21 protein-coding genes and 1 tRNA gene are annotated in these 23,698 nt (G+C 72.3%); 20 read left to right on the top strand and 2 right to left on the bottom strand.

Translation table 11 applies throughout. From position 1 onward, the window contains the following. The 7 genes from AB0435_RS16785 to obgE all read left to right on the top strand — a co-directional run bounded on the left by AB0435_RS16785 (position 1) and on the right by obgE (position 9,776). On the top strand, positions 1-1,926 hold the full coding sequence (locus AB0435_RS16785) for a TIGR03960 family B12-binding radical SAM protein (RefSeq protein WP_366006219.1): 1,926 nt from the start codon (positions 1-3) through the stop codon (positions 1,924-1,926). A gap of 63 nt (positions 1,927-1,989) precedes the next feature. After that, entirely contained in the window at positions 1,990-2,268 is a 279-nt protein-coding gene (locus tag AB0435_RS16780) for a hypothetical protein (RefSeq protein WP_366006218.1), read from the top strand. 116 nt (positions 2,269-2,384) lie between these two features. After that, positions 2,385-3,164 (top strand): TIGR03936 family radical SAM-associated protein, encoded by a 780-nt coding sequence (locus AB0435_RS16775; protein WP_366006217.1) that lies wholly within the window; start codon positions 2,385-2,387, stop codon positions 3,162-3,164. A 222-nt stretch (positions 3,165-3,386) separates the two neighbouring features. Beyond that, positions 3,387-7,292 carry an Rne/Rng family ribonuclease gene (locus tag AB0435_RS16770; RefSeq protein ID WP_366427305.1) on the top strand — a complete coding sequence of 1,302 codons (3,906 nt, stop codon included), beginning with the start codon at positions 3,387-3,389 and terminating at the stop codon, positions 7,290-7,292. A gap of 306 nt (positions 7,293-7,598) precedes the next feature. After that, positions 7,599-7,919 (top strand): 50S ribosomal protein L21, encoded by a 321-nt coding sequence (gene rplU / locus AB0435_RS16765; protein ID WP_087928145.1) that lies wholly within the window; start codon positions 7,599-7,601, stop codon positions 7,917-7,919. Between the two features lie 14 nt (positions 7,920-7,933). Further along, the gene (gene rpmA, locus AB0435_RS16760; RefSeq protein WP_361535646.1) at positions 7,934-8,191 is read left to right on the top strand and encodes a 50S ribosomal protein L27; all 258 of its coding nucleotides are present in this window, start codon (positions 7,934-7,936) and stop codon (positions 8,189-8,191) included. Between the two features lie 148 nt (positions 8,192-8,339). Then, positions 8,340-9,776, top strand: a complete 1,437-nt coding sequence (gene obgE / locus AB0435_RS16755; protein WP_366427304.1) for a GTPase ObgE — start codon at positions 8,340-8,342, stop codon at positions 9,774-9,776. Positions 9,777-10,229: 453 nt separating this feature from the next. On the opposite strand, the gene AB0435_RS16750 is transcribed toward obgE, so the two are convergent. Then, a complete protein-coding gene (locus AB0435_RS16750; protein ID WP_366005531.1) occupies positions 10,230-12,263 on the bottom strand; it encodes a hypothetical protein in 2,034 nt (677 codons plus the stop codon). Between the two features lie 300 nt (positions 12,264-12,563). On the opposite strand from AB0435_RS16750, the gene proB reads away from it, so the two are divergent. The 5 genes from proB to AB0435_RS16725 all read left to right on the top strand — a co-directional run bounded on the left by proB (position 12,564) and on the right by AB0435_RS16725 (position 17,666). Then, positions 12,564-13,664, top strand: a complete 1,101-nt coding sequence (gene proB, locus AB0435_RS16745) for a glutamate 5-kinase (RefSeq protein WP_366427318.1) — start codon at positions 12,564-12,566, stop codon at positions 13,662-13,664. Positions 13,665-13,879: 215 nt separating this feature from the next. Further along, positions 13,880-14,374 carry a hypothetical protein gene (locus AB0435_RS16740; RefSeq protein ID WP_366005532.1) on the top strand — a complete coding sequence of 165 codons (495 nt, stop codon included), beginning with the start codon at positions 13,880-13,882 and terminating at the stop codon, positions 14,372-14,374. Positions 14,375-14,468: 94 nt separating this feature from the next. Further along, positions 14,469-15,788, top strand: a complete 1,320-nt coding sequence (locus AB0435_RS16735) for a glutamate-5-semialdehyde dehydrogenase (protein WP_366005533.1) — start codon at positions 14,469-14,471, stop codon at positions 15,786-15,788. Positions 15,789-15,838: 50 nt separating this feature from the next. After that, positions 15,839-16,471 (top strand): hypothetical protein, encoded by a 633-nt coding sequence (locus AB0435_RS16730; RefSeq protein WP_366005534.1) that lies wholly within the window; start codon positions 15,839-15,841, stop codon positions 16,469-16,471. 109 nt (positions 16,472-16,580) lie between these two features. Then, a complete protein-coding gene (locus AB0435_RS16725; protein ID WP_366005535.1) occupies positions 16,581-17,666 on the top strand; it encodes a hypothetical protein in 1,086 nt (361 codons plus the stop codon). A gap of 195 nt (positions 17,667-17,861) precedes the next feature. Here AB0435_RS16725 and AB0435_RS16720 read toward each other — a convergent pair whose 3' ends face one another. Then, the gene (locus AB0435_RS16720; RefSeq protein ID WP_366427303.1) at positions 17,862-19,040 is read right to left on the bottom strand and encodes a M48 family metallopeptidase; all 1,179 of its coding nucleotides are present in this window, start codon (positions 19,038-19,040) and stop codon (positions 17,862-17,864) included. 102 nt (positions 19,041-19,142) lie between these two features. Between AB0435_RS16720 and AB0435_RS16715 the strand changes: the two genes are divergently transcribed. The 8 genes from AB0435_RS16715 to AB0435_RS16680 all read left to right on the top strand — a co-directional run bounded on the left by AB0435_RS16715 (position 19,143) and on the right by AB0435_RS16680 (position 23,667). Next, complete coding sequence (locus AB0435_RS16715) at positions 19,143-19,313, top strand: hypothetical protein (protein WP_366005537.1); 171 nt, start codon at positions 19,143-19,145, stop codon at positions 19,311-19,313. Between the two features lie 93 nt (positions 19,314-19,406). Further along, complete coding sequence (locus AB0435_RS16710) at positions 19,407-19,571, top strand: hypothetical protein (RefSeq protein WP_366005538.1); 165 nt, start codon at positions 19,407-19,409, stop codon at positions 19,569-19,571. Between the two features lie 56 nt (positions 19,572-19,627). Beyond that, the gene (nadD, locus tag AB0435_RS16705; RefSeq protein WP_366005539.1) at positions 19,628-20,233 is read left to right on the top strand and encodes a nicotinate-nucleotide adenylyltransferase; all 606 of its coding nucleotides are present in this window, start codon (positions 19,628-19,630) and stop codon (positions 20,231-20,233) included. 19 nt (positions 20,234-20,252) lie between these two features. Next, a complete protein-coding gene (locus AB0435_RS16700; RefSeq protein ID WP_366427302.1) occupies positions 20,253-21,893 on the top strand; it encodes an LCP family protein in 1,641 nt (546 codons plus the stop codon). A 115-nt stretch (positions 21,894-22,008) separates the two neighbouring features. Next, on the top strand, positions 22,009-22,446 hold the full coding sequence (gene rsfS, locus AB0435_RS16695) for a ribosome silencing factor (RefSeq protein WP_366005541.1): 438 nt from the start codon (positions 22,009-22,011) through the stop codon (positions 22,444-22,446). After that, on the top strand, positions 22,443-23,120 hold the full coding sequence (locus tag AB0435_RS16690; RefSeq protein WP_366005575.1) for a histidine phosphatase family protein: 678 nt from the start codon (positions 22,443-22,445) through the stop codon (positions 23,118-23,120). The genes rsfS and AB0435_RS16690 overlap by 4 nt, the downstream gene beginning before the upstream one ends. 117 nt (positions 23,121-23,237) lie before the next feature. Next, a tRNA-Ala gene (locus AB0435_RS16685) sits at positions 23,238-23,310 on the top strand. Between the two features lie 123 nt (positions 23,311-23,433). After that, complete coding sequence (locus AB0435_RS16680) at positions 23,434-23,667, top strand: hypothetical protein (protein ID WP_361530883.1); 234 nt, start codon at positions 23,434-23,436, stop codon at positions 23,665-23,667. Positions 23,668-23,698 lie beyond the last annotated feature (31 nt).

Here is a 23,698-nt window from a genome sequence, read left to right as displayed (position 1 = left end):
ATGTCTGCCGAATCGGTCTTCCCGCAGCTCGAAGCTCTGCTCCCGCATGTGCAGAAGCCGATCCAGTACGTCGGTGGAGAGCTCAATTCCACGGTCAAGCCCTGGGAGTCCACGGACGTCCGCTGGGCGCTCATGTACCCCGACGCCTACGAGGTCGGGCTGCCCAACCAGGGCGTCATGATCCTCTACGAGGTCCTCAACGAGCGCGAGGGCGTCCTCGCCGAGCGCACGTACAGCGTGTGGCCGGACCTCGAGCAGCTGATGCGCGAGCACAAGGTCCCGCAGTTCACCGTGGACAGCCACCGGCCCGTCGGCGCGTTCGACGTCTTCGGCCTGAGCTTCTCCACCGAGCTCGGCTACACCAACATGCTCACCGCCCTCGACCTCGCCGGCATCCCGCTCGACGCCGCCGACCGCACCGTCGACCACCCGATCGTCCTCGCCGGCGGCCACGCGGCCTTCAACCCCGAGCCGATCGCGGAGTTCATCGACTGCGCGGTGATCGGTGACGGCGAGCAGGCCGTGCTGGAGATCACCGACATCATCCGGGCGTGGAAGGCCGAGGGCCGCCCCGGCGGCCGCGACGAGGTGCTGCTGCGCCTGGCCAGGACCGGTGGCGTCTACGTCCCGCGCTTCTACGACGTGGAGTATCTGGCCGACGGCCGGATCGCCCGTGTCGTGCCCAACCACTCCGGCGTGCCGTGGCGCGTGTCCAAGCACACCGTGATGGACCTCGACGAGTGGCCCTACCCCAAGCAGCCGCTCGTCCCGCTCGCCGAGACCGTGCACGAGCGCATGTCCGTGGAGATCTTCCGCGGCTGCACCCGCGGCTGCCGCTTCTGCCAGGCCGGCATGATCACGCGCCCCGTGCGGGAGCGGAGCATCACCGGCATCGGCGAGATGGTGGAAAAGGGCCTGAAGGCGACCGGCTTCGAGGAGGTCGGCCTGCTGTCGCTGTCCTCCGCGGACCACACCGAGATCGGTGACATCGCCAAGGGCCTCGCCGACCGCTACGAAGAGGACAAGATCGGCCTCTCCCTGCCGTCGACCCGCGTGGACGCCTTCAACGTCGACCTCGCCAACGAGCTCACCCGCAACGGCCGCCGGTCCGGCCTCACCTTCGCCCCCGAGGGCGGCTCCGAGCGCATGCGCAAGGTCATCAACAAGATGGTCTCGGAGGAGGACCTGATCCGCACGGTCTCCACCGCGTACGGCAACGGCTGGCGCCAGGTGAAGCTGTACTTCATGTGCGGCCTGCCCACCGAGACCGACGAGGACGTCCTCCAGATCGGTGACATGGCGGTCAACGTCATCGCCGAGGGCCGCAAGGTCTCCGGCCAGAACGACATCCGCTGCACCGTCTCCATCGGCGGCTTCGTGCCCAAGCCGCACACGCCGTTCCAGTGGGCGCCGCAGCTCTCCGCCGAGGAGACCGACGCCCGGCTGGAGAAGCTGCGCGACAAGATCCGCGGCGACAAGAAGTACGGCCGCTCGATCGGCTTCCGCTACCACGACGGCAAGCCCGGCATCATCGAGGGCCTGCTCTCCCGCGGTGACCGCCGCGTCGGCGCCGTCATCCGCGCGGTCTACGAATCGGGCGGCCGCTTCGACGGCTGGCGCGAGCACTTCTCGTACGACCGCTGGATCAAGTCCGCCGAACAGGCGCTGCCGCCGCAGGGCGTCGACGTCGCCTGGTACACCACGCGCGAGCGCACCTACGAGGAGGTCCTGCCCTGGGACCACCTGGACTCCGGTCTCGACAAGGACTGGCTCTGGGAGGACTGGCAGGACGCCCTCGACGAGACCGAGGTCGAGGACTGCCGCTGGACCCCGTGCTTCGACTGCGGCGTCTGCCCGCAGATGGACACCAGCATCCAGATCGGCCCGACAGGCAGGAAGTTGCTCCCGCTGTCGGTGGTGAAGTAATACCGTGAGCTGCGCGGGAGGGCCGGTGCCCTCCCGCGCAGCCGCATGTGAAGGGGAGGCGACATGACACCGACGTACCAGGTTCACTTCACCGAGCAGGCCGCCGTCCGTCGCGACCGGCTGGACGACCAGCAGCGTGCCGCGTTCGACAAGGGCATCGCGCTGCTCGCGCGTGACCCCTTCACCGGGCTCTCCCGCGCCATGAGCGCCACCGGGGACGACCGCACCATCCGGCTGACGCAGAACATCCTGGTCGAGTACACGGTGAGCATGGGCCGCCTGTTGATCTTCATCGTCGAGGTCTTCAACGACAAGGACATCCTCGTCACCGACGAGTCCTAGCCCGCCCGGACGCGTCCCCCCGTGAGGCACGTACTCTAGGTAGCAGTACGACCGCACTCACGAAGGACAGAACACTGGGCAAGCGACAGCCCGAAGGCCCGCCGCCTGCACCCGCGGTGCAGCGCATTCGTCTGCGCTACACCAAGCGCGGCCGCCTCCGGTTCACCAGCCACCGTGATTTCCAGCGCGCCTTCGAGCGGGCCCTGCGCCGCGCCGAGGTGCCCATGGCGTACTCGGCCGGATTCACCCCGCACCCCAAGGTGTCGTACGCCAATGCCGCACCCACCGGCACGGGCAGCGAGGCCGAGTTCCTGGAGATCCAGCTCGCCTCGGCCCGCGACCCGCAGGAGCTGCGCAAGCTGCTCGACGACTCGCTGCCGGACGGGCTCGACATCACGGACGCGGTGGAGGCGCACACCTCCTCCTTCGCCGACCGGCTCGAGGCATCCGTATGGGAGCTGCGGCTGGACGGCGTGGAGGTCGCGGACGCCGAGCGGGCCGTGGCGGCCTTCCTCGCGGCGGAGACCGTCGAGGTCCAGCGCCGCACGAAAAATGGGTTGCGCACCTTCGACACCCGCGCCGCGGTCGTCCGGCTCGAGGCCCTCGACGCTCCGGCCGATAGGCCCGGCGACGCTGCCTGTGCGATACTGCGGCTGGTTGTTCGGCATTTGACACCTGCCGTTCGACCCGACGACGTCCTGTCCGGTCTCCGCGCCACGGCCGACCTGGCGCCGCCGGTCCCCGCTGCGGTGACCAGGCTGGCGCAGGGGCTGCTCGATGAGGAGTCCGGCACGGTGACCGACCCGCTCGCGCCCGACCGCGACGCTTCCCCGGCCGCAACCACGGCCGCCGGACAGAGCGCCGGTGCCGCGCAGGTGCCGGAAGGTTCTGTGTAAGGACGGCCGTCGCCGTGCCGCCGGTCCACCAGGGAGCCACCCGGGTCCGGCAGGCGCACTGACCAGAAGACTTTCGCCGGTGCCGACGTTTCGGACCCGGTGAGCGAGACGACAGCTCCCGTGCGGCGACCGCGCCCCGGACGGCGGTACCGCGCACATCACGCGGACCGCCGGGCCGGACCAAGGCACGGCGCCCGGGAGCGTGACGGGAGAACCGCCCGCATGCTCGAACCCATTGAGCCCGCCAACCACTCCGACAGCGGTCCTGGAGACACGCTGCCGCCGCGACGCCGCCGCCGTGCGGCGTCCCGCCCCGCCGGCCCGCCGTCGGCCGGGGACATGACCGCACAGTCCGTGACGGTCCCCGCCGCAGAGGCGCAGCCGGAGACCCCGGCGCCCGCCGCCGAGGCCCCGGCCGCCGCCGAGGCGCCCGCCACCCCCGCCCGCCCCCGCCGCCGTGCCACGCGCAAGGCGACGGCCCCCGCGGGCGCCCCCCGGACGGCCGAGCCGGTCGCGGAGGAGACCCCCGAGGTCCCCGCCGCCGTGGCCGCCGACACCGAGGCCGTCGACATCGAGGCTGAAGGCGCCAAGCCGGCCCGTACGCGCCGTCGTGCCACCCGCAAGGCCAGTGCGCCCGCCGGTGCCCCGAAGCAGGCCGAGACGGCCGCTGAGGCGCCCGTGACGGCCGAGCCCGCCGAGCCCGAGGCCGTCGAGGTCGCCGAGGCTGAGGCGCCCGCCGCCGAGGCCGCGCCGGTCGCCCGTACGCGTCGCCGTGCCACCCGTAAGGCGACCGCTCCGGCAGGTGCCCCGCAGACCGCGGAGACCGTGGTCGAGCCGGCCGCGCCCGCCGAGCCCGTCGTCGAGGCCGAGGCAGAGGTCGAGGCCGAGGAGGAGGTGGAGGCCGTCGAGGAGACCACGGCCCCCGCTCCCCGTACGCGCCGCCGTGCCACCCGTAAGGCCACCGCCCCGGCAGGTGCCCCGCAGGCCGCCGAGGCGCCCGCCGAGGCCGCTCCGGCCGAGGAGGAGGCGCCGGTCGCCGAGACCCGTGGCCGCCGTACGCGCCGCCGTGCCGCCGAGTCCGAGGGGGCCGCCGAGGCCGCCCCGGCCCGTACGCGCGGCCGCCGCCAGGTCGCCACCGGTGACGCCGAGGCCGCTGCCGCCGCGCTGGAGGCCGCCAAGGCCGAGAGCCGTGCGCGGGAAGCCGCCACGGAGACCCCGGCGGAGCCCGCCGAGGCCCCCGCGCGTGGCCGCCGTCGCGCCGTGCGCCCGCCGACCGCCGTCTTCCAGGCGCCGGTCTTCACCGAGCCGATGTTCCAGACGCCGGAGACCGCGGCCGCCGCTGCCGCCGCCACCGTGCCGGCGGAGGAGCCCGAGGCCGAGCAGGTCGGGCAGGTCGGACAGGCCGAGCAGACCGAGCGTGCCGCCGAGGCCGCGCAGCCGTCCGCGGGCCGCCGTCGCCGCCGCCGTCGTGGCGAGCCCGCCGAGGCAGAGCAGGCCGTGGCGGAGGAGACCCTGCCCGCCGTCGCCGAGGAGCCCGAGGGCGAGGAGGCCGAAGAGGCCGAGGCCGCCCACGACGACGAGGAGTCGGACCGCCCCTCGCGCCGTCGCCGCCGGGGTGGCCGTCGCCGCCGCCGTGGTGAGGCCGGGGAGCCCGAGGCCGCCGACGAGGAGTCCGCCGAGGCCGAGCCGGAGGCCGAGGCCGCCGAGGAGGACCAGGAGGAGGCGTACGGCGAGGAGCCGGGCGCCGGTTCCGCGGGCAGCCGCCGTCGCCGCCGTCGCCGTCGCCGCAGTGGCGACGCCGAGGGCGAGGTCGCCGAGGGCGACCCGGAGCGTACGGTCGTGAAGGTCCGCGAGCCCCGCAAGCGCGAGGAGCGCGAGCCCGGCACCGGTTTCGACGAGGTGCAGTCCATCAAGGGCTCCACCCGCATGGAGGCGAAGAAGCAGCGCCGCCGTGAGGGCCGTGAGCAGGGCCGCCGCCGTGTGCCGATCATCACCGAGGCCGAGTTCCTGGCCCGCCGTGAGGCCGTCGAGCGCGTGATGGTCGTGCGCCAGAGCGGTGAGCGCACCCAGATCGGCGTGCTGGAGGACAACGTCCTCGTCGAGCACTACGTCAACAAGGAGCAGGCCACCAGCTACGTCGGCAACGTCTACCTGGGCAAGGTCCAGAACGTCCTGCCGTCCATGGAGGCCGCCTTCGTCGACATCGGCAAGGGCCGCAACGCCGTGCTCTACGCCGGTGAGGTCAACTTCGAGGCGCTCGGCATGGGCAACGGCCCGCGCCGCATCGAGACCGCGCTGAAGTCCGGCCAGTCCGTGCTCGTGCAGGTCACCAAGGACCCGATCGGTCACAAGGGCGCCCGTCTGACCAGCCAGGTCTCGCTGCCGGGCCGCTACCTCGTGTACGTGCCCGAGGGCTCCATGACCGGCATCAGCCGCAAGCTGCCCGACACCGAGCGCGCGCGCCTGAAGCAGATCCTCAAGAAGATCGTCCCCGAGGACGCGGGCGTCATCGTCCGTACGGCCGCCGAGGGCGCGAGCGAGGAGGAGCTGGCGCGTGACGTGCAGCGCCTCCAGGCTCAGTGGGAGGAGATCCAGAAGAAGGCGAAGAGCGGCAACGCCCCGACCCTGCTGTACGGCGAGCCGGACATGACCGTCCGCGTCGTGCGCGACATCTTCAACGAGGACTTCTCCAAGGTCATCGTCAGCGGCGAGGGCGCTTGGGAGACCATCCACGGCTACGTCTCGCACGTCGCGCCGGACCTCACCGACCGGCTGCAGAAGTGGACGTCGGACGTCGACGTCTTCGCCACGTACCGGATCGACGAGCAGCTGATGAAGGCGCTGGACCGCAAGGTCTGGCTGCCGAGCGGCGGTTCGCTCGTGATCGACCGGACCGAGGCGATGGTCGTGGTCGACGTCAACACCGGCAAGTTCACCGGTCAGGGCGGCAACCTCGAGGAGACCGTCACCAAGAACAACCTCGAGGCGGCCGAGGAGATCGTGCGTCAGCTGCGGCTGCGCGACCTCGGCGGCATCGTGGTGATCGACTTCATCGACATGGTGCTGGAGGCCAACCGCGACCTCGTGCTGCGGCGCCTGCTGGAGTGCCTGGGCCGGGACCGCACCAAGCACCAGGTCGCCGAGGTGACCTCGCTGGGCCTGGTGCAGATGACCCGCAAGCGGGTCGGCCAGGGCCTGCTGGAGTCGTTCTCCGAGTCCTGCGTGCACTGCAACGGCCGCGGCGTGATCGTCCACATGGACCAGCCCACGTCCGTCGGCGGTGGCGGTGGCGGCAAGCGCGGCAAGAAGAAGGGCAAGGGCCAGCCGCACGAGCACGAGCACGTGCCGGCGGAGGCCGCCGAGCAGGCCGAGGCCGAGGCGGAGGCCGCCTTCGAGGCGCCCGAGCTGGAGCCCGTCACGGTGACCGAGGCGGAACTCCAGCCGTCGGTCGGCGGGGACGAGGAGTGGTTCGGCAGCCCGGCCGAGGCGCGCGCCGCCGCCGGTCCGCGCGGTGGCCGTACGCGCCGCCGGGCGACCCGCAAGGCGACGGCTCCGGCGGGTTCGCCGGCGGCCGCCGAGCCGGAGATCGTCGTGGAGACCGCGGCGGCCCCCGAGCCGGTCGTCGAGCCGGCGGTTGCCGAGCCGGTCGCCGAGGCCGCGCCCGAGCCGGTCGCGGAGCCCGTGGCCGAGGCCCCGGTGGAAGCGGCTCCGGCCGCTCCCGCCCGTACGCGCCGCCGGGTCACCCGCAGGGCGTCCGCCCCGGCGGGCTCGCCCACGGCGGCCGAGGAAGCGGCCGTGGTCGTCGTGACCGCGCCCGCCGCCCCGGAGCCCGAGCCGGCGCCGGTGGAGCCGGAGGCCGTCGCCCCGTCGGCCGCGGAGACCGAGGCCGGGACCGGGACCGAGGAGGCCCCGGCCCCGGCCAAGAAGACGGCCCGTAAGACGGCCGCCAAGAAGGCCCCGGCGAAGAAGGCCACCGCCACCAAGAAGGCGGCGGCCAAGAAGACGACGACCGCCAAGAAGGCCACGGCCAAGAAGACGGCCACCAAGACGGCGGCGAAGAAGGCCCCGGCGAAGAAGACGGCCAAGAAGGCCGCCACGGCCCCGGCCGCGGCTTCCGCCGAGGAATAGGCCGGTTGTTCCTTCCCGGGTGTCCGGCGGGCCGTTGTACGGCCCGCCGGACACCCGGGGAACCGGCCCGGTGTTCCGCCCGAACGGCCGCTCCATGGAGCGGCGGTCCGGGGCAGGGGCCCGGTTTGACCCCTTGGGCAGGGCCCCGTAACCTTGCCTTCGGCGTCTGTACGCCAACCCCTGAGCAAATCCCTCCCGGTGAATTCCGGGAGAGGCCGCTCGTCCCTTCGGATATGCGCGGGCTTCGTGCCCACGTGGGCGGCTGGCATCAGAGGTCCCGATTACCAGCGAGAGAGTGAGATCCGCGTGTACGCAATCGTGCGTAGCGGTGGTCGCCAGCACAAGGTTGCTGTCGGCGACATCGTCGAGGTTGACAAGATTTCCGACGGCAAGGTGGGCGACTCCGTCGAGCTCTCCACGCTGCTCGTGGTCGACGGCGAGTCCGTCACCAGCGACCCGTGGGTGCTGGCCGGGATCAAGGTCCAGGCCGAGATCGTGGACCACCACAAGGGTGCCAAGATCGACATCCTGAAGTACAAGAACAAGACCGGCTACCGCAAGCGCATTGGTCACCGCCAGCAGTACACGGCGATCAAGGTCACCGGCATCCCCACGGCTGCGAAGTAAGGGACTGAGAACACATGGCACACAAGAAGGGCGCATCGTCCACTCGGAACGGTCGCGACTCCAACGCTCAGCGGCTCGGCGTCAAGCGCTTCGGCGGCCAGGCCGTCAACGCCGGTGAGATCCTGGTCCGCCAGCGCGGCACCCACTTCCACCCGGGCGCGGGCGTCGGTCGCGGTGGCGACGACACCCTGTTCGCGCTGGCCGCCGGTGCGGTGCAGTTCGGCACCCACCGTGGTCGCAAGGTCGTGAACATCGTCCCGATCGCTGAGTAATCAGCCTTTCGGCACGACACAAAGCACCTTTCCGAGGGCGGGCCGCTTTTCCTGACGGGGAAGCCGGTCCGCCCTCGGCGTGTTAGTACAGAGACATCCCCGTACTCCCCCAGCCTTCGGCCGGGGGCACCCCCAGGAGGCAACCGCAATGACCACCTTCGTGGACCGCGTCGAGCTGCATGCCGCCGCGGGTAACGGAGGCCATGGCTGCGCCTCCGTGCACCGTGAGAAGTTCAAGCCGCTCGGCGGCCCGGACGGCGGCAACGGCGGCCGTGGCGGCGATGTGATCCTGGTCGTGGACCAGTCGGTCACCACGCTCCTCGACTACCACCACAGCCCCCACCGCAAGGCCACCAACGGCCAGCCGGGCGCCGGCGACAACCGTTCCGGCAAGGACGGCCAGGACCTCGTCCTGCCCGTGCCGGACGGCACCGTCGTGCTGGACAAGGACGGCAACGTCCTCGCCGACCTGGTCGGCCAGGGCACCACCTTCATCGCCGGCCAGGGTGGCCGCGGCGGCCTGGGCAACGCGGCGCTGGCCTCCGCCCGCCGCAAGGCCCCCGGCTTCGCGCTGCTCGGCGAGCCCGGCGAGGCCCGTGACATCGTCATGGAGCTCAAGACCGTCGCCGACGTGGCGCTGGTCGGCTACCCGAGCGCGGGCAAGTCCTCGCTGATCTCGGTGCTCTCCGCCGCCAAGCCGAAGATCGCGGACTACCCCTTCACGACGCTGGTCCCGAACCTGGGCGTGGTCACGGCCGGTTCGACCGTCTACACCATCGCCGACGTCCCGGGCCTGATCCCGGGCGCCAGCCAGGGCAAGGGCCTCGGCCTCGAATTCCTGCGGCACGTCGAGCGCTGCTCGGTCCTCGTGCACGTGCTGGACACGGCGACCCTGGAGTCCGACCGCGACCCGGTCTCCGACCTGGACGTCATCGAGGCGGAGCTGGCGCAGTACGGCGGTCTCGACGACCGGCCGCGCATCGTCGTCCTCAACAAGATCGACATCCCGGACGGCCAGGACCTGGCCGACATGATCCGGCCCGACCTGGAGGCCCGCGGCTACCAGGTCTTCGAGGTCTCCGCCGTCGCCCGTACGGGCCTGAAGGAGCTCTCCTTCGCGCTGGCCGGCATCATCTCCGCGGCGCGCGCCGCGAAGCCGAAGGAGGAGGCGACCCGCATCGTCATCCGCCCGAAGGCCGTGGACGACGCGGGCTTCACGGTCACGCTGGAGGACGACGGCATCTACCGCGTGCGCGGCGAGAAGCCGGAGCGCTGGGTGCGCCAGACCGACTTCAGCAACGACGAGGCCGTCGGCTATCTCGCGGACCGCCTCAACCGCCTCGGCGTCGAGGACCAGCTGCTGAAGGCCGGTGCGCGCGCGGGTGACGGCGTGGCCATCGGTGCCGAGGACAACGCGGTCGTCTTCGACTGGGAGCCGACGATGATGGCGGGTGCGGAGATGCTCGGCCGCCGTGGCGAGGACCACCGCCTGGAGGCTCCGCGGCCGGCCGCGACGCGGCGTCGCGAGCGGGAGGCCGAACGGGACGAGGCACAGCAGGAGTTCGACGGCTTCAAGCCGTTCTGACGGACCTCCTGACGGATCGTCACTTCCCCGCCCGGTGGGGGCGCGCCTTCGCGGCGTGCTTCTCGCCGGGCGGGTTTTTGTTTCCCCAGCCCCGCCCCTTCCCGAAACTGGGGGAGACCCCCAGACCCCCTGCGACCTTCGGTCGCGTCCTCAAACGCCGGACGGGCTGGAATCAGCCCGTTGGGGGCACCTCCCAGCGGTAGCTGGGGGAGTTTGAGGACAACGCGCGAAGCGTGTTGCGGGGTCTGGGGCGAAGCCCCAGTTCGGGAAGGGGCGGGACTGGGGAACAAAGCCCCCCCCGGCCCGCACCCGAGCACGGGTCCGGGGCGGAGCCCCGGCCGCGGCGGAGCCGCGCATCAGATGCTGCGGGAAGGGGCGTGGCTGGGGAAAAACAAAAACCGCCGGGTGAGCTGGATAGGACCAGCCCGCCCGGCGGTTGAGGGCAGCGAGGGATCAGACCGACGCCGTCTCGTCCGCGCGCTGCGGCGGGATCTCGGAGGCGCGAGCCTCCATCCGCTCGCGCCGCGCGTCGGCCTCCGCCGCGAGCGAGAGCGCCGCGGCGTTGAAGCGGACCAGCGACGGCGGGTCGGACGGGCCCAGCAGCTGGACCTTGAGCTCCGCGCGGGCCGCGGCGAAGCCGTCCTGGCGGGGGTCGCGGACCGCGGCGAGCAGCCCCGGCACCTCGGTCGCCTCCGGCGAGAGGATCGTCGCCGCGCTCACCGTCGGGAAGCCCGCACGGAACTCCTCCTCGGCCATTCCGCTGGTGTTCGCGACGGCGTACGGCTTCTCGCTGATCAGGTAGTCCGAGACCACGCTGGAGACATCGCTGATCAGCAGGTCGGACTGGTTGAAGCAGGTGTAGAGGGCCGGGCGCGGGCCGGTGATGACCTGGTGCTCCCAGACCGGCAGCGAGGCCCAGTACGCGGCCTCCCAGGCGGCCGTCGCGGCCTCCACGGTCGCGGCGCGCCCCTTCTCGGGCGTGCCCTGGAGCATCATGCGCTCGATCTCGTCGGCGCTGTCCCGGAAGGTGCTGGTGGTGAGCCGGTCCAGCTCGGCCGTGCGGCGCGCCAGCTCGGCGGCGGCCTCGGGGCCGGGCCGGTCCCCGCCGCGCTTCGCGTTGGCCTCGCGGATCATGGCCTGGATGCGCTCGTTGGCGCGCCCGGCGCGCGGGTCGACGGAGCCGGTCATCGGGTGCGGCTTGTAGAGCAGCCGCACCGCGGGGTCGGCGAGCAGGGCGCGGACGATGTTCTCGCCGGCGAGCATGACCGAGGTGTTGCCCGGCTGGCCGTCCCAGCCCTCCCAGGTGGGGGCGTAGAGCACGGTGGTGTACGGCGTGGCGGGCGCCCCGGCGTACGGCTGGATCGGGGCCAGCTGGGGGCGGCCGACCTCGACCACGTCGCGGTCGTCGACACCGATGTCGGCGAGCTGGTAGCGCTCGCGGGCGGCGGGCCCGGCGACCCAGATCTCGTCGTACGCCTTGGAGTACGGGTTGCAGCTGGAGAGCTTGTCGCTCTCGCCGTGGTTGGTGAAGGCGTGCTTGATGGACGGCATGCGCAGCACCTGCGAGGTCTTACCGGAGTTCGCGGGGTGCAGCATCATCTTCAGCGAGGACTTCTCCAGGGCCATCAGGTGGACGACCTTGGGGATGCACACGATGGGCACGTCGGTGGCGTCGATCTTCTGCACCATGAAGCGCTCGCGGAGCACGATGACCGGGTTGCCGTCCAGCTCGGCGAGCGTGGAGAGCCACATGTTGGCCTGGTAGGCGGAGCTCGTGCCGCCGGAGAAGTACATGCCGACGGTGGGCTTGTAGTCGGCGAGCCAGCGGTCCAGCCACTCCAGCGCCTGCTGGTCGTTCGCGATGCGCTTCTTCGGGCGCAGCCAGGTGGCCAGCCGCGCGGTGCCGCCGAGGGCCAGCAGGAGGGCGACGCCGACGCCGATCTCGCCCCACAGGGCCTTCCCGGTGCCCGCGGTCACCAGCAGACCCGCGGTTGCGGGGACGGCGAAGCGCAGCAGCCGGCGGCCGTGCTGGCGGGCCAGCAGGCGCGGCGGGGCGGCGGACAGGTGCAGGCCGGTGGTGTCGACGTTCCGGGTCAGGAACGGCAGCGTGCGGCTGCGGCGGACCAGCAGCGCGGTGGCCTGGCAGGCGAGGTGCGCGGCGTAGAAGAGCACCAGGCCGACGAAGACCGGGGCGTAGTCGCGCAGCGAGCCGTCGCCGTGCAGCCGCAGCAGCCCGATCAGCACCATCATGTCGCGCAGCAGCTGCCGCACCATGACGTCGAAGCGGAGCTTGCCGAGGACGGCGACCAGACCGGGGTCCCGGTGCTGGAGGTAGAGGTCGAGCGCGAGGCCCGCCGCCGAAGCGGCGATCAGGAGCGGCACGAGGGGCAGCAGCGCCCCGACGAGCTGGGCGGCGAAGAACACCAGCATCGCGAGCAGCGCCACGAGCTGTACGGCTCGGCGCGAGGCGGTTCCGGCAGAAGGCACTGGGCGGGCTCCTGGCAGGCGGGCGGGGAAGGACGGGGAATGCGGGGGACCGCGGGGCTCCTCCGGGCGGTCGGCCAGGGGAGGAGGACAACGGTCGACCACCGACCGTATGACGGTCGCTGGTCCAGGGGCAATCTTCGCCGATGGCAATCATCGCAAAACAGGGCCGAACGACCACAATCCTCAGACGGTAGATTTGCGGGCCGGAGCAGTCACCACAGGACCGGCGATCACTAGAGGTGTGCGGACGTGACAGGGGCAGGGGCGAGTACGGGGGCAGCGGCGGGGGCACGGGCGGAGGTGACCGGCGCCCGCAGGATCGTGGTCAAGGTGGGATCCTCGTCACTCACCACCGCGGGCGGGGGGCTCGACGCCGACCGGGTTGACGCCCTGGTCGACACGCTGGCCAAGGCCGGCGTGGAGAAGGAGATAGTGCTGGTCTCGTCCGGCGCCATCGCCGCGGGGCTCGCGCCCCTGGGGCTCGACCGGCGCCCGCGCGACCTGGCCCGCCAGCAGGCGGCCGCCAGCGTCGGCCAGGGGCTGCTCGTGGCCCGTTACACGGCGTCCTTCGCGCGCTACGGCCGCCGCGTCGGCCAGGTGCTGCTGACCACCGACGACACCAGCCGCCGCGCGCACTACCGCAACGCCTACCGCACGCTCGACCAGCTGCTGGCGATGGGCGCGGTGCCGGTCGTCAACGAGAACGACACGGTGGCCACGGACGAGATCCGCTTCGGCGACAACGACCGGCTGGCCGCCCTCGTCGCCCACCTCGTACGGGCCGACCTGCTGATCCTGCTGTCGGACGTCGACGGGCTGTACGACGGCGACCCCAGTATCCCGGGCACCTCCCGGATCGCGGAGGTCAGCGGCCCCGCCGACCTCGAAGGCGTCTCGATCGGCAGCGCTGGCAAGGCGGGCGTCGGCACCGGCGGCATGGTCACCAAGGTCGAGGCGGCCCGGATCGCGGCCGCGGCCGGTGTGCCCGTGGTGCTCACCTCCGCCAGCCAGGCCGCCGACGCGCTCGCCGGGCGGCCGACCGGCACCTTCTTCCACCGCACCGGCCGCCGCTCCACCGACCGCCTGCTGTGGCTCGCGCACGCCTCCGCGCCGCGCGGGGCGCTCACCCTCGACGACGGCGCCGTGCGGGCCGTGATCGAGGGCAGCGCGTCCCTGCTGCCCGCCGGCATCGCGGCCGTCGAGGGTGAATTCAGCGCGGGCGATCCGGTCGAGCTGCGGGACTCCGAGGGCCGGGCCGTGGCCCGCGGGCTCGTCGCCTTCGACGCGGCGGAGATCCCGCAGCTCCTCGGCCGTTCCACCCGTGACCTGGCGAAGGAGCTGGGCCCCGGCTACGAGCGGGAGGTCGTGCACCGGGACGACCTGGTCGTGCTGCGCCGCTGACGGGCGTCATACAGGGACGAGAAGTCGCGATCCGTCCAGCCTTTCCATGGGGACCTTCCGGAAAACCGCCACGCGGCCGCCCGGAGGCTGGTCAACTTTGTTGCGGGGACCGTCACGGGCAGGCGGCCCCCGGCATCGAACACAGGGCGCAGCGAGAGCAGCACGACACGGCTCCGCCGTATGCGCGCGGAGCAGCGATCAACAGGAGGCCGCCGGTGAGACGAGGGCGCCCAGGGGCCATGCCCCGAGGGACGGCGGAGCGCACCCTGACCAGCGTCGGCACGGGTGACGCCGTGGAGGGGCCGCGCGGGAGCGCGGAGGGCGGGCAGCGGGAGGCCGGGGCCCTGGCCACGGAGCGTGAGGGCGAGGTGTCGCGGCTGTGGCACATCACCCTGAGCGTCTCGGGTGCCGAGGAGCCGCTCGCGGAGGTCCGCCGGGGTCTCGAACAGCTCGCGCACGATCACCCGTTCCTGCTGACCAGCCGCTACGCGGGCGACCACGCCGAGATCCGCTACTGGGAAGAGGCGCGCGACCTGCACGACGCGGCGGCCGTCGCGCTGCGGCTGTGGGGCGAGCACCGCTCGTCCGCCCGGCTCCCGCCGTGGGAGATCGTCGGCCTGGAGGTCATCGACCGGGGGACGTACCACCAGCGCATCGCGGAGGGCTACGGCCCGCTGCCGGCCACCCCGGTCGGCGTGCACCCCTTCTGAAGGCGCCGGGTTCCGGCCGCCGCGGGGCCCGCGCACTGTCCGCAGTCCGGAATGCATGGTGGACCGGGCGCGCGACGCGGCTAGGCTGCGAGCCATGAGCAGCGTTTTCCCCTCCCCCCTCGCCGACCCCATGCCGCAGTCCCCGGTGCTGCGCGCGGCCTACCGCGCCCGCGCCGCGGCCGCCGACCTGGCGCCACTGCCGCGCTCGGTGAAGGACGAGGCGCTGCTGGCGATCGCCGACGCGCTGGAGGTGCGCACCAAGGAGATCGTCGAGGCCAACGCCGAGGACGTCGAGAAGGCCCGCGCCGCCGGCACCAGCGAGACCGTGATCGACCGGCTGACCCTCACCCCCGAGCGGGTGCGGGCCATCGCCAAGGACGTGCGGGACGTCGTGGCCCTGCCCGACCCCGTCGGCGAGGTCGTGCGCGGCTCCACCCTCCCCAACGGCATCGACCTGCGCCAGGTGCGCGTCCCGCTCGGCGTCGTCGGGATCATCTACGAGGCCCGGCCCAACGTCACCGTGGACGCCGCGGCCCTCTGCCTGAAGTCCGGCAACGCCGTGCTGCTGCGCGGCTCTTCCTCCGCGTACGCCTCCAACGCCGCCCTCGTGCGCGTCCTGCGGGACGCCGTGGGCGGTGCCGGTCTGCCGGCCGACGCCGTGCAACTGGTCCCGGGTGAGAGCCGGGAGTCCGTACGGGAGCTGATGCGCGCCCGGGGCATGGTCGACGTGCTGATCCCGCGCGGCGGCGCCTCGCTGATCCGTACGGTCGTGGAGGAGTCCACCGTCCCGGTCATCGAGACCGGCACCGGCAACTGCCATGTGTACGTGGATGCCGACGCCGACATCGACATGGCCGTGGACATCCTCGTCAACTCCAAGGCGCAGCGCCCCAGTGTGTGCAACGCGGCCGAGACGTTGCTCGTCCACCAGGACATCGCGGCGGAGTTCCTGCCGCGCGCCCTCGCCGCGCTCGCCGAGGCGGGCGTGACCGTCCACGGCTGCGAGCGCGTGCTCGCGCTGGCGGAGGGCAGCCCGGCGACCGTCGTGCCCGCGACCGTCGAGGACTGGGAGACGGAGTATCTGTCGTACGACATCGCGGCCGCGGTGATGGACGACCTGGACGCGGCCGTACGGCACATCCGGTTGTGGACCTCCGGGCACACCGAGGCAATCGTCACCACGTCGCAGGCGGCCGCCCGCCGCTTCACCCAGCTGGTGGACTCCACGACGGTCGCGGTCAACGCCTCGACGCGGTTCACCGACGGCAGTCAGTTCGGCTTCGGAGCCGAGATCGGCATCTCCACGCAGAAGTTGCACGCCCGCGGGCCGATGGGGCTGCCCGAGCTCACCTCGACGAAGTACATCGTCACGGGCGACGGCCACGTCCGCGGCGGAGCGCGTCCGGGGAGCTGAATTCCCGTACCGGCTGCGCGGATTGAGCGTTCCGGGGCTACGCTGGACGGGTGCCGGACGACGTGGGGGGCCAGCCGTTCCCGGACGGCGAGGAGCCCGACAGCCACCGCCACGGAGACGCGGACGACGCGTTCGCCTCCGTGGTCTTCGACGAGGAGTTCGTGCGGTCCGCCGCGATCCACGAACCGACCGCGGCCGAGCGGATGCTCGCCGCGGCCCAGGCCCGCGCGGAGGCGGAGGCCTCCCGGGCCCGGGCGGGCGGCGGGCCCGCCGACGACGACGCGCTGGATTTCGAGGAGCCCTACGAGGGCGGGTTCGTCGCGGGCCCGACGGGCCACCACAGCGGCCGCGCGAGCGGGTGGTACAGCCTCGCCCACGACCTCGACCCGGACGACGCCTACGGCCCGTACGGGCGTTACGGCGGCGTGCGCGGGCCCTATCGGGGGCACGCCCGGTGGCAGCGCCCTGTGGCGTGGGTGCTCGCCGTGGTGATGGGCATCGGCGTGGTGGCCCTCGCCTTCGCCGCCGTCTACCGCAGCTCCTCCTCCGGCAACCGGCCCAGCTCCGACCCGCCGCCCGCGACGACCGGAGTGGACGCCCCGGCGAGCGGGCGGCCGGGTCCGCTGCCGTCGGTGTCGGTCGATTCGGAGCCCCCGGTGGCCTCCGCGGCACCCCGCCGCTGACCAGGTCGGGCCGGGGTTGACATGCGTGCATCCGGCAGCCGGAATTTTCCTCACAACTTGTCGTGTACCAGCGCGTTTACCAAGGCCCCGACGGACCTACTCTTGAGGTATGGACGGGCCTGGAGACCCACCTGAGGGGACGCCCGAGGGTGTCCCCGGGGGCGGGGAGGACGAGTACCGATCCGTCGTCTTCGACGAATCGTTCATCCGCGCTGCCCGCCTCCAGGAGTTCTCCGCACGCGAGCGGATGGGTGACCACGCGCTCGCCGTGCGCAACCGCCATGTGTGGGCCCGGGTCAGCACCTCGCGACAGGTGCTCGTCCTGGTGATACTGATCGCCCTGGCCTTCGGCACGGCTGTCTACATGGGCCTGCGCCACCCCTACAAGGACGCGGCGGTGCCCGTCGCGGAGCCGATGCGCTCCACGGTCATACCCCTCGCCCCGCGCGACCCCGTGCCCGGCGGGCCTGCGGCGCAGCTCTTCGACCACAGCCCGGCCGCGCAGTTCCGGCTGGGCGAGGAGGGCGTCACCCTGCCTCCGGTGCGCAGCACGCAGCACTTCTCCGAGAGCCAGGTGATGGCCGCGCTGGCGGCGGCCAAGGAGTACGTGGTGAAGTCCGCGATCGACCCGGCCGTCCTGATCGGCGGGGCGCAGCGCACGCTGCGGGTGCTGCTCGACCCGGCGCAGCTCGACCAGTTCGACCGCAGCTTCGACCACCCCTCCGGCGACGGGCGGCACGCCGCCACCGGCTGGCTGATCCGCTTCGACCCCGCCCAGGTGGCCCTGGTGAGCACGCCCGTGCGGACCCAGGGCGTCTTCTCCGTCTCGGAGGCGGCCCCCGGCACGCTGGAGGTCTCGGGCGACCACACGTTCGTCTACGCGCTGCGGCCCGCGAAGACGGGCGCCGACCTCGGTGCCGACGCCGGCGGGGCCTCGCTGTTCACCGTGCGCCGCACGATGCGCTTCCGCTTCGACCGGGACGGCCTCCAGGAGCACCACCTGACTGTCGTGCAGAGCTATCTCCAGGCGGGCCCGGAGTCCTGCTCGGCCGACGACGCCGCCTACCTCCGCCCGCTCCTGGCGGGCGAGCACGCGAGCGGGGACGGGCCGTCGGTCACCAACCCCTACACGACGGGCCAGGACGCGACGGCGCTCTGCGGCTCACTCGCGGCGAGCGCGCAGCCGCACGGCTAGCCGTGCGGCTGGTCCTGAGCCCGCACCACTGCTGCGCGGCGGTGTCCGCACCCACATCAGCCACATCCAGCCCGTCCGGCGATTGAGGACGCGCCCGTAGGGCGTTGCCGCCCGTAGGGCGTTGCCGCCCGCAGGGGGGGGACCCCCGGATGGTGTCTGGGGGAGGCAGGCGGTCCAGGCGGCCCCAGAGGCCGCCTAAGGCTTCGGCGCCCCGCCGCCGGGCTTCTTGCCCTCCGGACCGTCCGCGGGCTTCTCGGGCCCCTCCGAGGCGCTCTGATCGCCCTCGGAGGACGGCGCGGCGGAACCACTCCGCCCGCCGAACGTGTCGCGCAGCCGCCCGCCGAGGTCACTGGCCCCGCCCGCGAGGTCCCGGACCAGGCCCATCAGGGGGTCCTTGCTGGCCCGTACGGAGTCCGCGTAATGGCTCGCCGACTCCCGGAAGGAGTCCGACACCGAGGTGCTGCCGTCCTCCGAGCGCCGCGGGTAGTGGCCGTCCATGATCCGCTGGTGGTCGCGGCTCCCGGCCCACTTCTTGAGCTCCGCCGCCCGCACGGTCGTGAAGGGGTGCGTGCGCGGCAGCACGTTCATGATCTTCAGTACGGAGTCGCGCAGGTCGCCGCCCGCCTCGTACTCCTCGGCCTGCGCGAGGAACGCGTCCACGTTCATCTCGTGCAGGTGGTTGCCGCCCGCGATCTTCATCAGGCCGCGCATCGACGCCTGGAGGTCCTGGCCCACCAGCAGGCCCGCCCGGTCCGCCGACAGCTCCGACTTGCGGAACCACTCGCGCAGCGCCGTCACGATGGCCATCACCGCGAGGTTGCCCAGCGGGATCCAGGCGATCTTGAGCGCGAAGTTGGTCAGGAACAGCAGTATCGTCCGGTAGACCGCGTGGCCCGAGAGCGCGTGGCCGACCTCGTGGCCGACGACCGCCCGCATCTCCTCCTCGTCCAGCAGCTCGACGAGGCCCGTGCTGACCACGATGATCGGCTCGTCCAGGCCGATGCACATGGCGTTGGGCTGCGGGTCCTGGGTGACGTACATCGGCGGGACCTTCGGCAGGTCCAGGATGTAGCAGGCGTCCTGCAGCATCGTGTGCAGGTGCTGGAACTGCTGATCGCTCACCCGCACCGAGTCGGAGAGGTAGAGCAGCCTGAGGCTGCGCTCCGGCAGCAGCCCGCTCAGCGCCTTGAAGACGGTGTCGAAGCCGCTCAGCTTGCGCAGCGCCACCAGGGCCGAGCGGTCCGCGGGGTGCTCGTAGGCGCGCGAGGAGATCTCGGGGAACCGCTTCCGCTGCCGGCCGGGCACCCGCTCGTGCCCCTCGCCGGCCGTGCCGGAAGCGCTCTCGCTCCTGGCGCCGTCGTCGCTGTCGCTCATCAAGACCCCCTCCATGCGCTGATCATGGCCCGGCGGCCGTCACCCGCCCGGCTGCCCAACCCCACAGTAGGCGCTGCCCCCGGCATGGCTACCGTTGGAGGCATGCCCGACATCCACGCGTTCACCGCGAACCCCGGCTTCACCGAACTGCTCGCCGTCTCCAAGGGCGACCAGGGCCCCGGCGCCCTCATCCGAACGGTCCTCGTCGTCGGCGTCGTCGGCATCGCCTTCCTCGCCTGGTTCCTGCTCCGCGGGTACGGCAAGAAGGACTGACCTGTGGAGTCGGCGTGAGCCCGCGCACGCCCCCCGCATACGATGTGGCAGAAGTCTCTGCCCGACTACCGTCCCGGATAGGTCCTGCCGACGATGAGCGCTTTCGCCTCAGCCCACACAGCCCTGGCCACACTCGCCTCCGAGGGCGAGCACGTGGACACCCACCCGAGCCTCAGCCCGTACATGACCGGCGGCGCCGCCCTGGTGATCCTGGTGCTCCTCCTGTGGATCACGACCCGCTTCAACCGCGACCGCTGAGCCCACCCGGTCCCTGCGGGTCCGGCGCCCCGCCGCGCCCAGTAGGGTCTGCACGCATGGGAGAGCAGACAGGGCCCGTGAAGCGGCGGCTCGGAGTGATGGGCGGGACGTTCGACCCGATCCACCACGGCCACCTGGTCGCCGCCAGCGAGGTGGCCGCGCAGTTCCACCTCGACGAGGTCGTTTTCGTACCCACGGGTCAGCCGTGGCAGAAGAGCCACCGGACGGTGTCACCGGCCGAGGACCGCTATCTGATGACGGTGATCGCCACCGCGTCCAACCCGCAGTTCTCGGTCAGCCGCATCGACATCGACCGCGGCGGTCCGACGTACACCACGGACACCCTCCGCGACCTGCGCGCCCTCAACGACGACGCCGACCTGTTCTTCATCACCGGTGCCGACGCGCTGGCCCAGATCCTCACTTGGCGGGACACCGAGGAACTGTTCTCGCTGGCCCACTTCATCGGTGTGACCAGGCCGGGCCACATATTGGCCAACCCCGGCCTGCCCGAGGGCGGCGTCTCGCTCGTCGAGGTGCCCGCGCTCGCGATCTCCTCCTCCGACTGCCGCACGCGCGTGGCGAAGGGCGACCCGGTCTGGTACCTGGTGCCCGACGGTGTGGTGCGCTACATCGACAAGCGCAACCTGTACCGGCACTGAAGGCACGTGAGGGGCACCGGTGAACGACCGACAGGACCCGTACGCGCAGGATCCGTACGGCCGTCAGCCGCAGGTCCACGGCTATGACGCCTATGGGCAGCCGGTGTACCGGCCGGACGCCCCGGAGCGGGTGTACGACGTGTACGGGCAGCCGGTGCAGCCCGCGCAGCAGCAACCCCAGCAGGGCTACGGCTACGAAGGCCAGGGCGGCTACGACTCGTATGCGCAGCCGCAGCCGCAGCAGCTCCACGAGCAGCAGCACCAGTTCTACGAGCCGCAGCAGCAGCCCGCGCAGCAGACCCAGCAGCAGGAGTGGATCCCCCGGCAGGCCGGTGCCCCCGCCCACGAGGCGGGCGAGGAGCCGCGGGAGGAGCGGCACGAGCCGTCCTCCAAGGTGCCGGGGCAGGCGCCCGCACCGGACTACCGCACCGAGCAGTTCTCCTTCATCGAGGAGCCGGACGAGGACTCCGAGGACGTCATCGACTGGCTCAAGTTCAGCGAGAGCCGCACCGAACGGCGCGACGAGCGCAAGCGCAAGGGGCGCAACCGCGTCGTCGCCCTCGTCGTGGTGCTCGTGCTCGCCCTGGGCGGTGCGGCCGCCTACATGTGGTGGGCCGGTTCCGGTGACAAGGAGGGCGCGGCCACGGCGAGCGGGGCGCAGAAGCGCGACGTGATCGTCGTCCACCTGAGGACGACCCAGGGGGGCGGCAGCTCCACCGCACTCCTGGTCGACAACGAGACCACCAAGAAGGGCACGACGGTCCTGCTGCCGAACGCGCTGGCCGTCGCCAAGGACGGCGGCGGTTCCACCACGCTCGGCAAGTCCGTCCAGGACGACGGCACCGGCGCGACCCGCGACGCCCTGAACACCCTGCTGGGTGCGGACATCAAGGGCAGCTGGCGGCTGGACACCCCGTATCTGGAGAACCTGGTCGAGCTCGTCGGCGGCATCGCCTTGGACACCGACACCGACGTCCCCGGCGCGAAGCCCGGTGACAGCCCGGTGGTCCACAAGGGCACCGCGCAGAACCTGGGCGGCCAGATGGCGGTGTCGTACGCCACCTACCGGGCCTCCGGTGAGGACCCCGGCAAGCAGCTGGCCCGCTTCGGGCAGGTCATGCAGGCGGTGCTGAAGAAGCTGTCCGGCGACCCCGCGGCGGCGACCCGCACGATGGAGTCCCTCGCGCAGATCCCGGACCCCTCCCTGTCCGTCGAACAGCTCGGCGCCTCCCTGGCCCGGCTCGCCACGCTCGCCAAGGCGGGCGCGTACGACACCACGGCGCTGCCCGTGCAGACCGACGGGACGCTCGGCGACCAGGCGACCGGCAAGGTGGTCAAGGACGTCCTCGGCGGCACGGTGAAGGACACCGGCGGCAAGAACGCGACGCCCAGGGTCAGCGTGAAGAACGCCACAGGGGCCAAGGGTGCGTCCGGCACCGCCCAGGTCACGCTCGTCAACGGCGGCTACACCGTCGTCGACGCGGGCACGGCGGGCACGGCCGAGGCGGCGTCCGCGGTGACGTACGCGGACGACAGGCGGGAGGCCGACGCCAAGGAGGTCGCCAAGACGCTGGGCCTGCCCGCGGGCGCCGTGAAGAAGGGCACCGGAGCCGCCAACGCCGACGTCACGGTGGTCCTGGGCAAGGACTACAAGAGCTGACGGCCGGGCCGGCCGGGCGAGGGCCCGGCCGGCCCCGGCGAAAAGGCCAGGAGTGCTGTCGGCGGGTCGTGAGACCCTTGAGGCGTACTGACCCTCTTTATCGAAAGCATGGCTTGTGACCGCCACGGACCGCTCCATCGAGCTCATCAAGGCCGCCGCACAGGCGGCCGCAGACAAGCTCGCGCACGACATCATCGCGTACGACGTCAGCGACGTACTGTCGATCACCGACGCCTTCCTGCTGGCCTCGGCCCCCAACGACCGCCAGGTCAAGTCGATCGTCGACGAGATCGAGGAGCAGCTGAGCAAGCAGCTCGGCGCCAAGCCGGTGCGCCGCGAGGGCGACCGCGACGCCCGCTGGGTGCTGCTCGACTACGTCGACATCGTCGTCCACGTGCAGCACAGCGAGGAGCGTGTCTTCTACGCCCTGGAGCGGCTGTGGAAGGACTGCCCCGAGATCGACCTCCCGGCCGACGCCGTCGCGACCCGCGGCAAGGCCGAGGAGCACGCCAAGACGCTGGGTGAGGCCGACCTGGACGGTGAGCTGAGCTGAACGCCGGCGCGGGCGGTACGGGACCGGGCGCCGCGGCCACCAGGGGCCGGCGCATCGTCCTCTGGCGGCACGGCCAGACCGCATGGAATCTGGAGCGCCGCTTCCAGGGCTCCACGGACATCGAGCTGACCGGAACCGGCGTCGCGCAGGCGCGCCGGGCCGCCCGGCTGCTGGCCGCGCTGCGGCCGGACGCCATCGTCGCCTCCGACCTCAAGCGCGCCGCGGCGACCGCCGCCGAGCTGGCGGCCGTCACCGGCCTGCCGGTCGCGCATGACGCCGCCCTGCGCGAGACGTACGCGGGGGAGTGGCAGGGCCTCACGCACGAGGAGATCATCGGGCGGTACGGCGAGCAGTACGCGGCGTGGAAGCGCGGCGAGCCCGTGCGGCGCGGCGGCGGCGAGCTGGAGACCGAGGTCGCCGACCGGGCCGCCCCGGTGGTCCTCGCCCAGGCCGACAAGCTGCCCGACGGCGGCACGCTCGTCGTGGTCAGCCACGGCGGCACCATCCGTACGACGATCGGCCGCCTGATCGGCCTGGAGTCGTCGTCCTGGGAGGCGCTCGGCGGCCTCACCAACTGCTGCTGGTCGGTGCTCGGTGAGGGCGCGCGCGGCTGGCGGCTGCTGGAGCACAACGCGGGGACGCTGCCCGAGCCGGTGCTCGGCGACGACGACTGAGCGGCCCGCCCGGCGGCCGCCCACGGCCCGATTTCACATCCGGCCAGGTCACAGGCTAAAGTTCTTCTTGTTCGCGGGGAACGCGGAGGGAAACCTCCGGGGGAAGCCGAGAACAGCGGGGCTATAGCTCAGTTGGTAGAGCGCCTGCATGGCATGCAGGAGGTCAGGAGTTCAATTCTCCTTAGCTCCACAACCCGGACGATCCCGTCTCTCCGTCAAGGAGAGGCGGGATTGTTGCTGTTCCGACAGGGTCTCGTGGCAGAATCGGACGGCCGGTAGCGGACGGGACCAAAGGGGAGGGAACGGCTGACCCATGGGTGCACACAGCCGGAAGTGCGACTGGTGCGGCAGCGGGACGCCGATCGTCCGCGACATGGAGCCGCTCAACCCCTCCTACCAATACTGGTGCGTGGAGTGCGCGCGGGCGCTGATCATAAAAGGCGACCCGATCGAGACCTACCGCGAGCTCGAGGGCGAGCCGATCTACGGCCGACTGCTCGACGAACACTGCACGTTGAAGCGCTTCTACTCCTTCGCCACCGCCTGAAAGCCCGCCCCCTGCGGGCTCTTCCCCCCCC

Origin of the sequence: Streptomyces sp. NPDC051173 (assembly GCF_040689515.1) — a bacterium.
GTDB lineage: Bacteria > Actinomycetota > Actinomycetes > Streptomycetales > Streptomycetaceae > Streptomyces.
The sequence above is the reverse complement of the archived record's forward strand: the minus strand, read 5'-3'. Positions and strand labels throughout refer to the sequence as shown.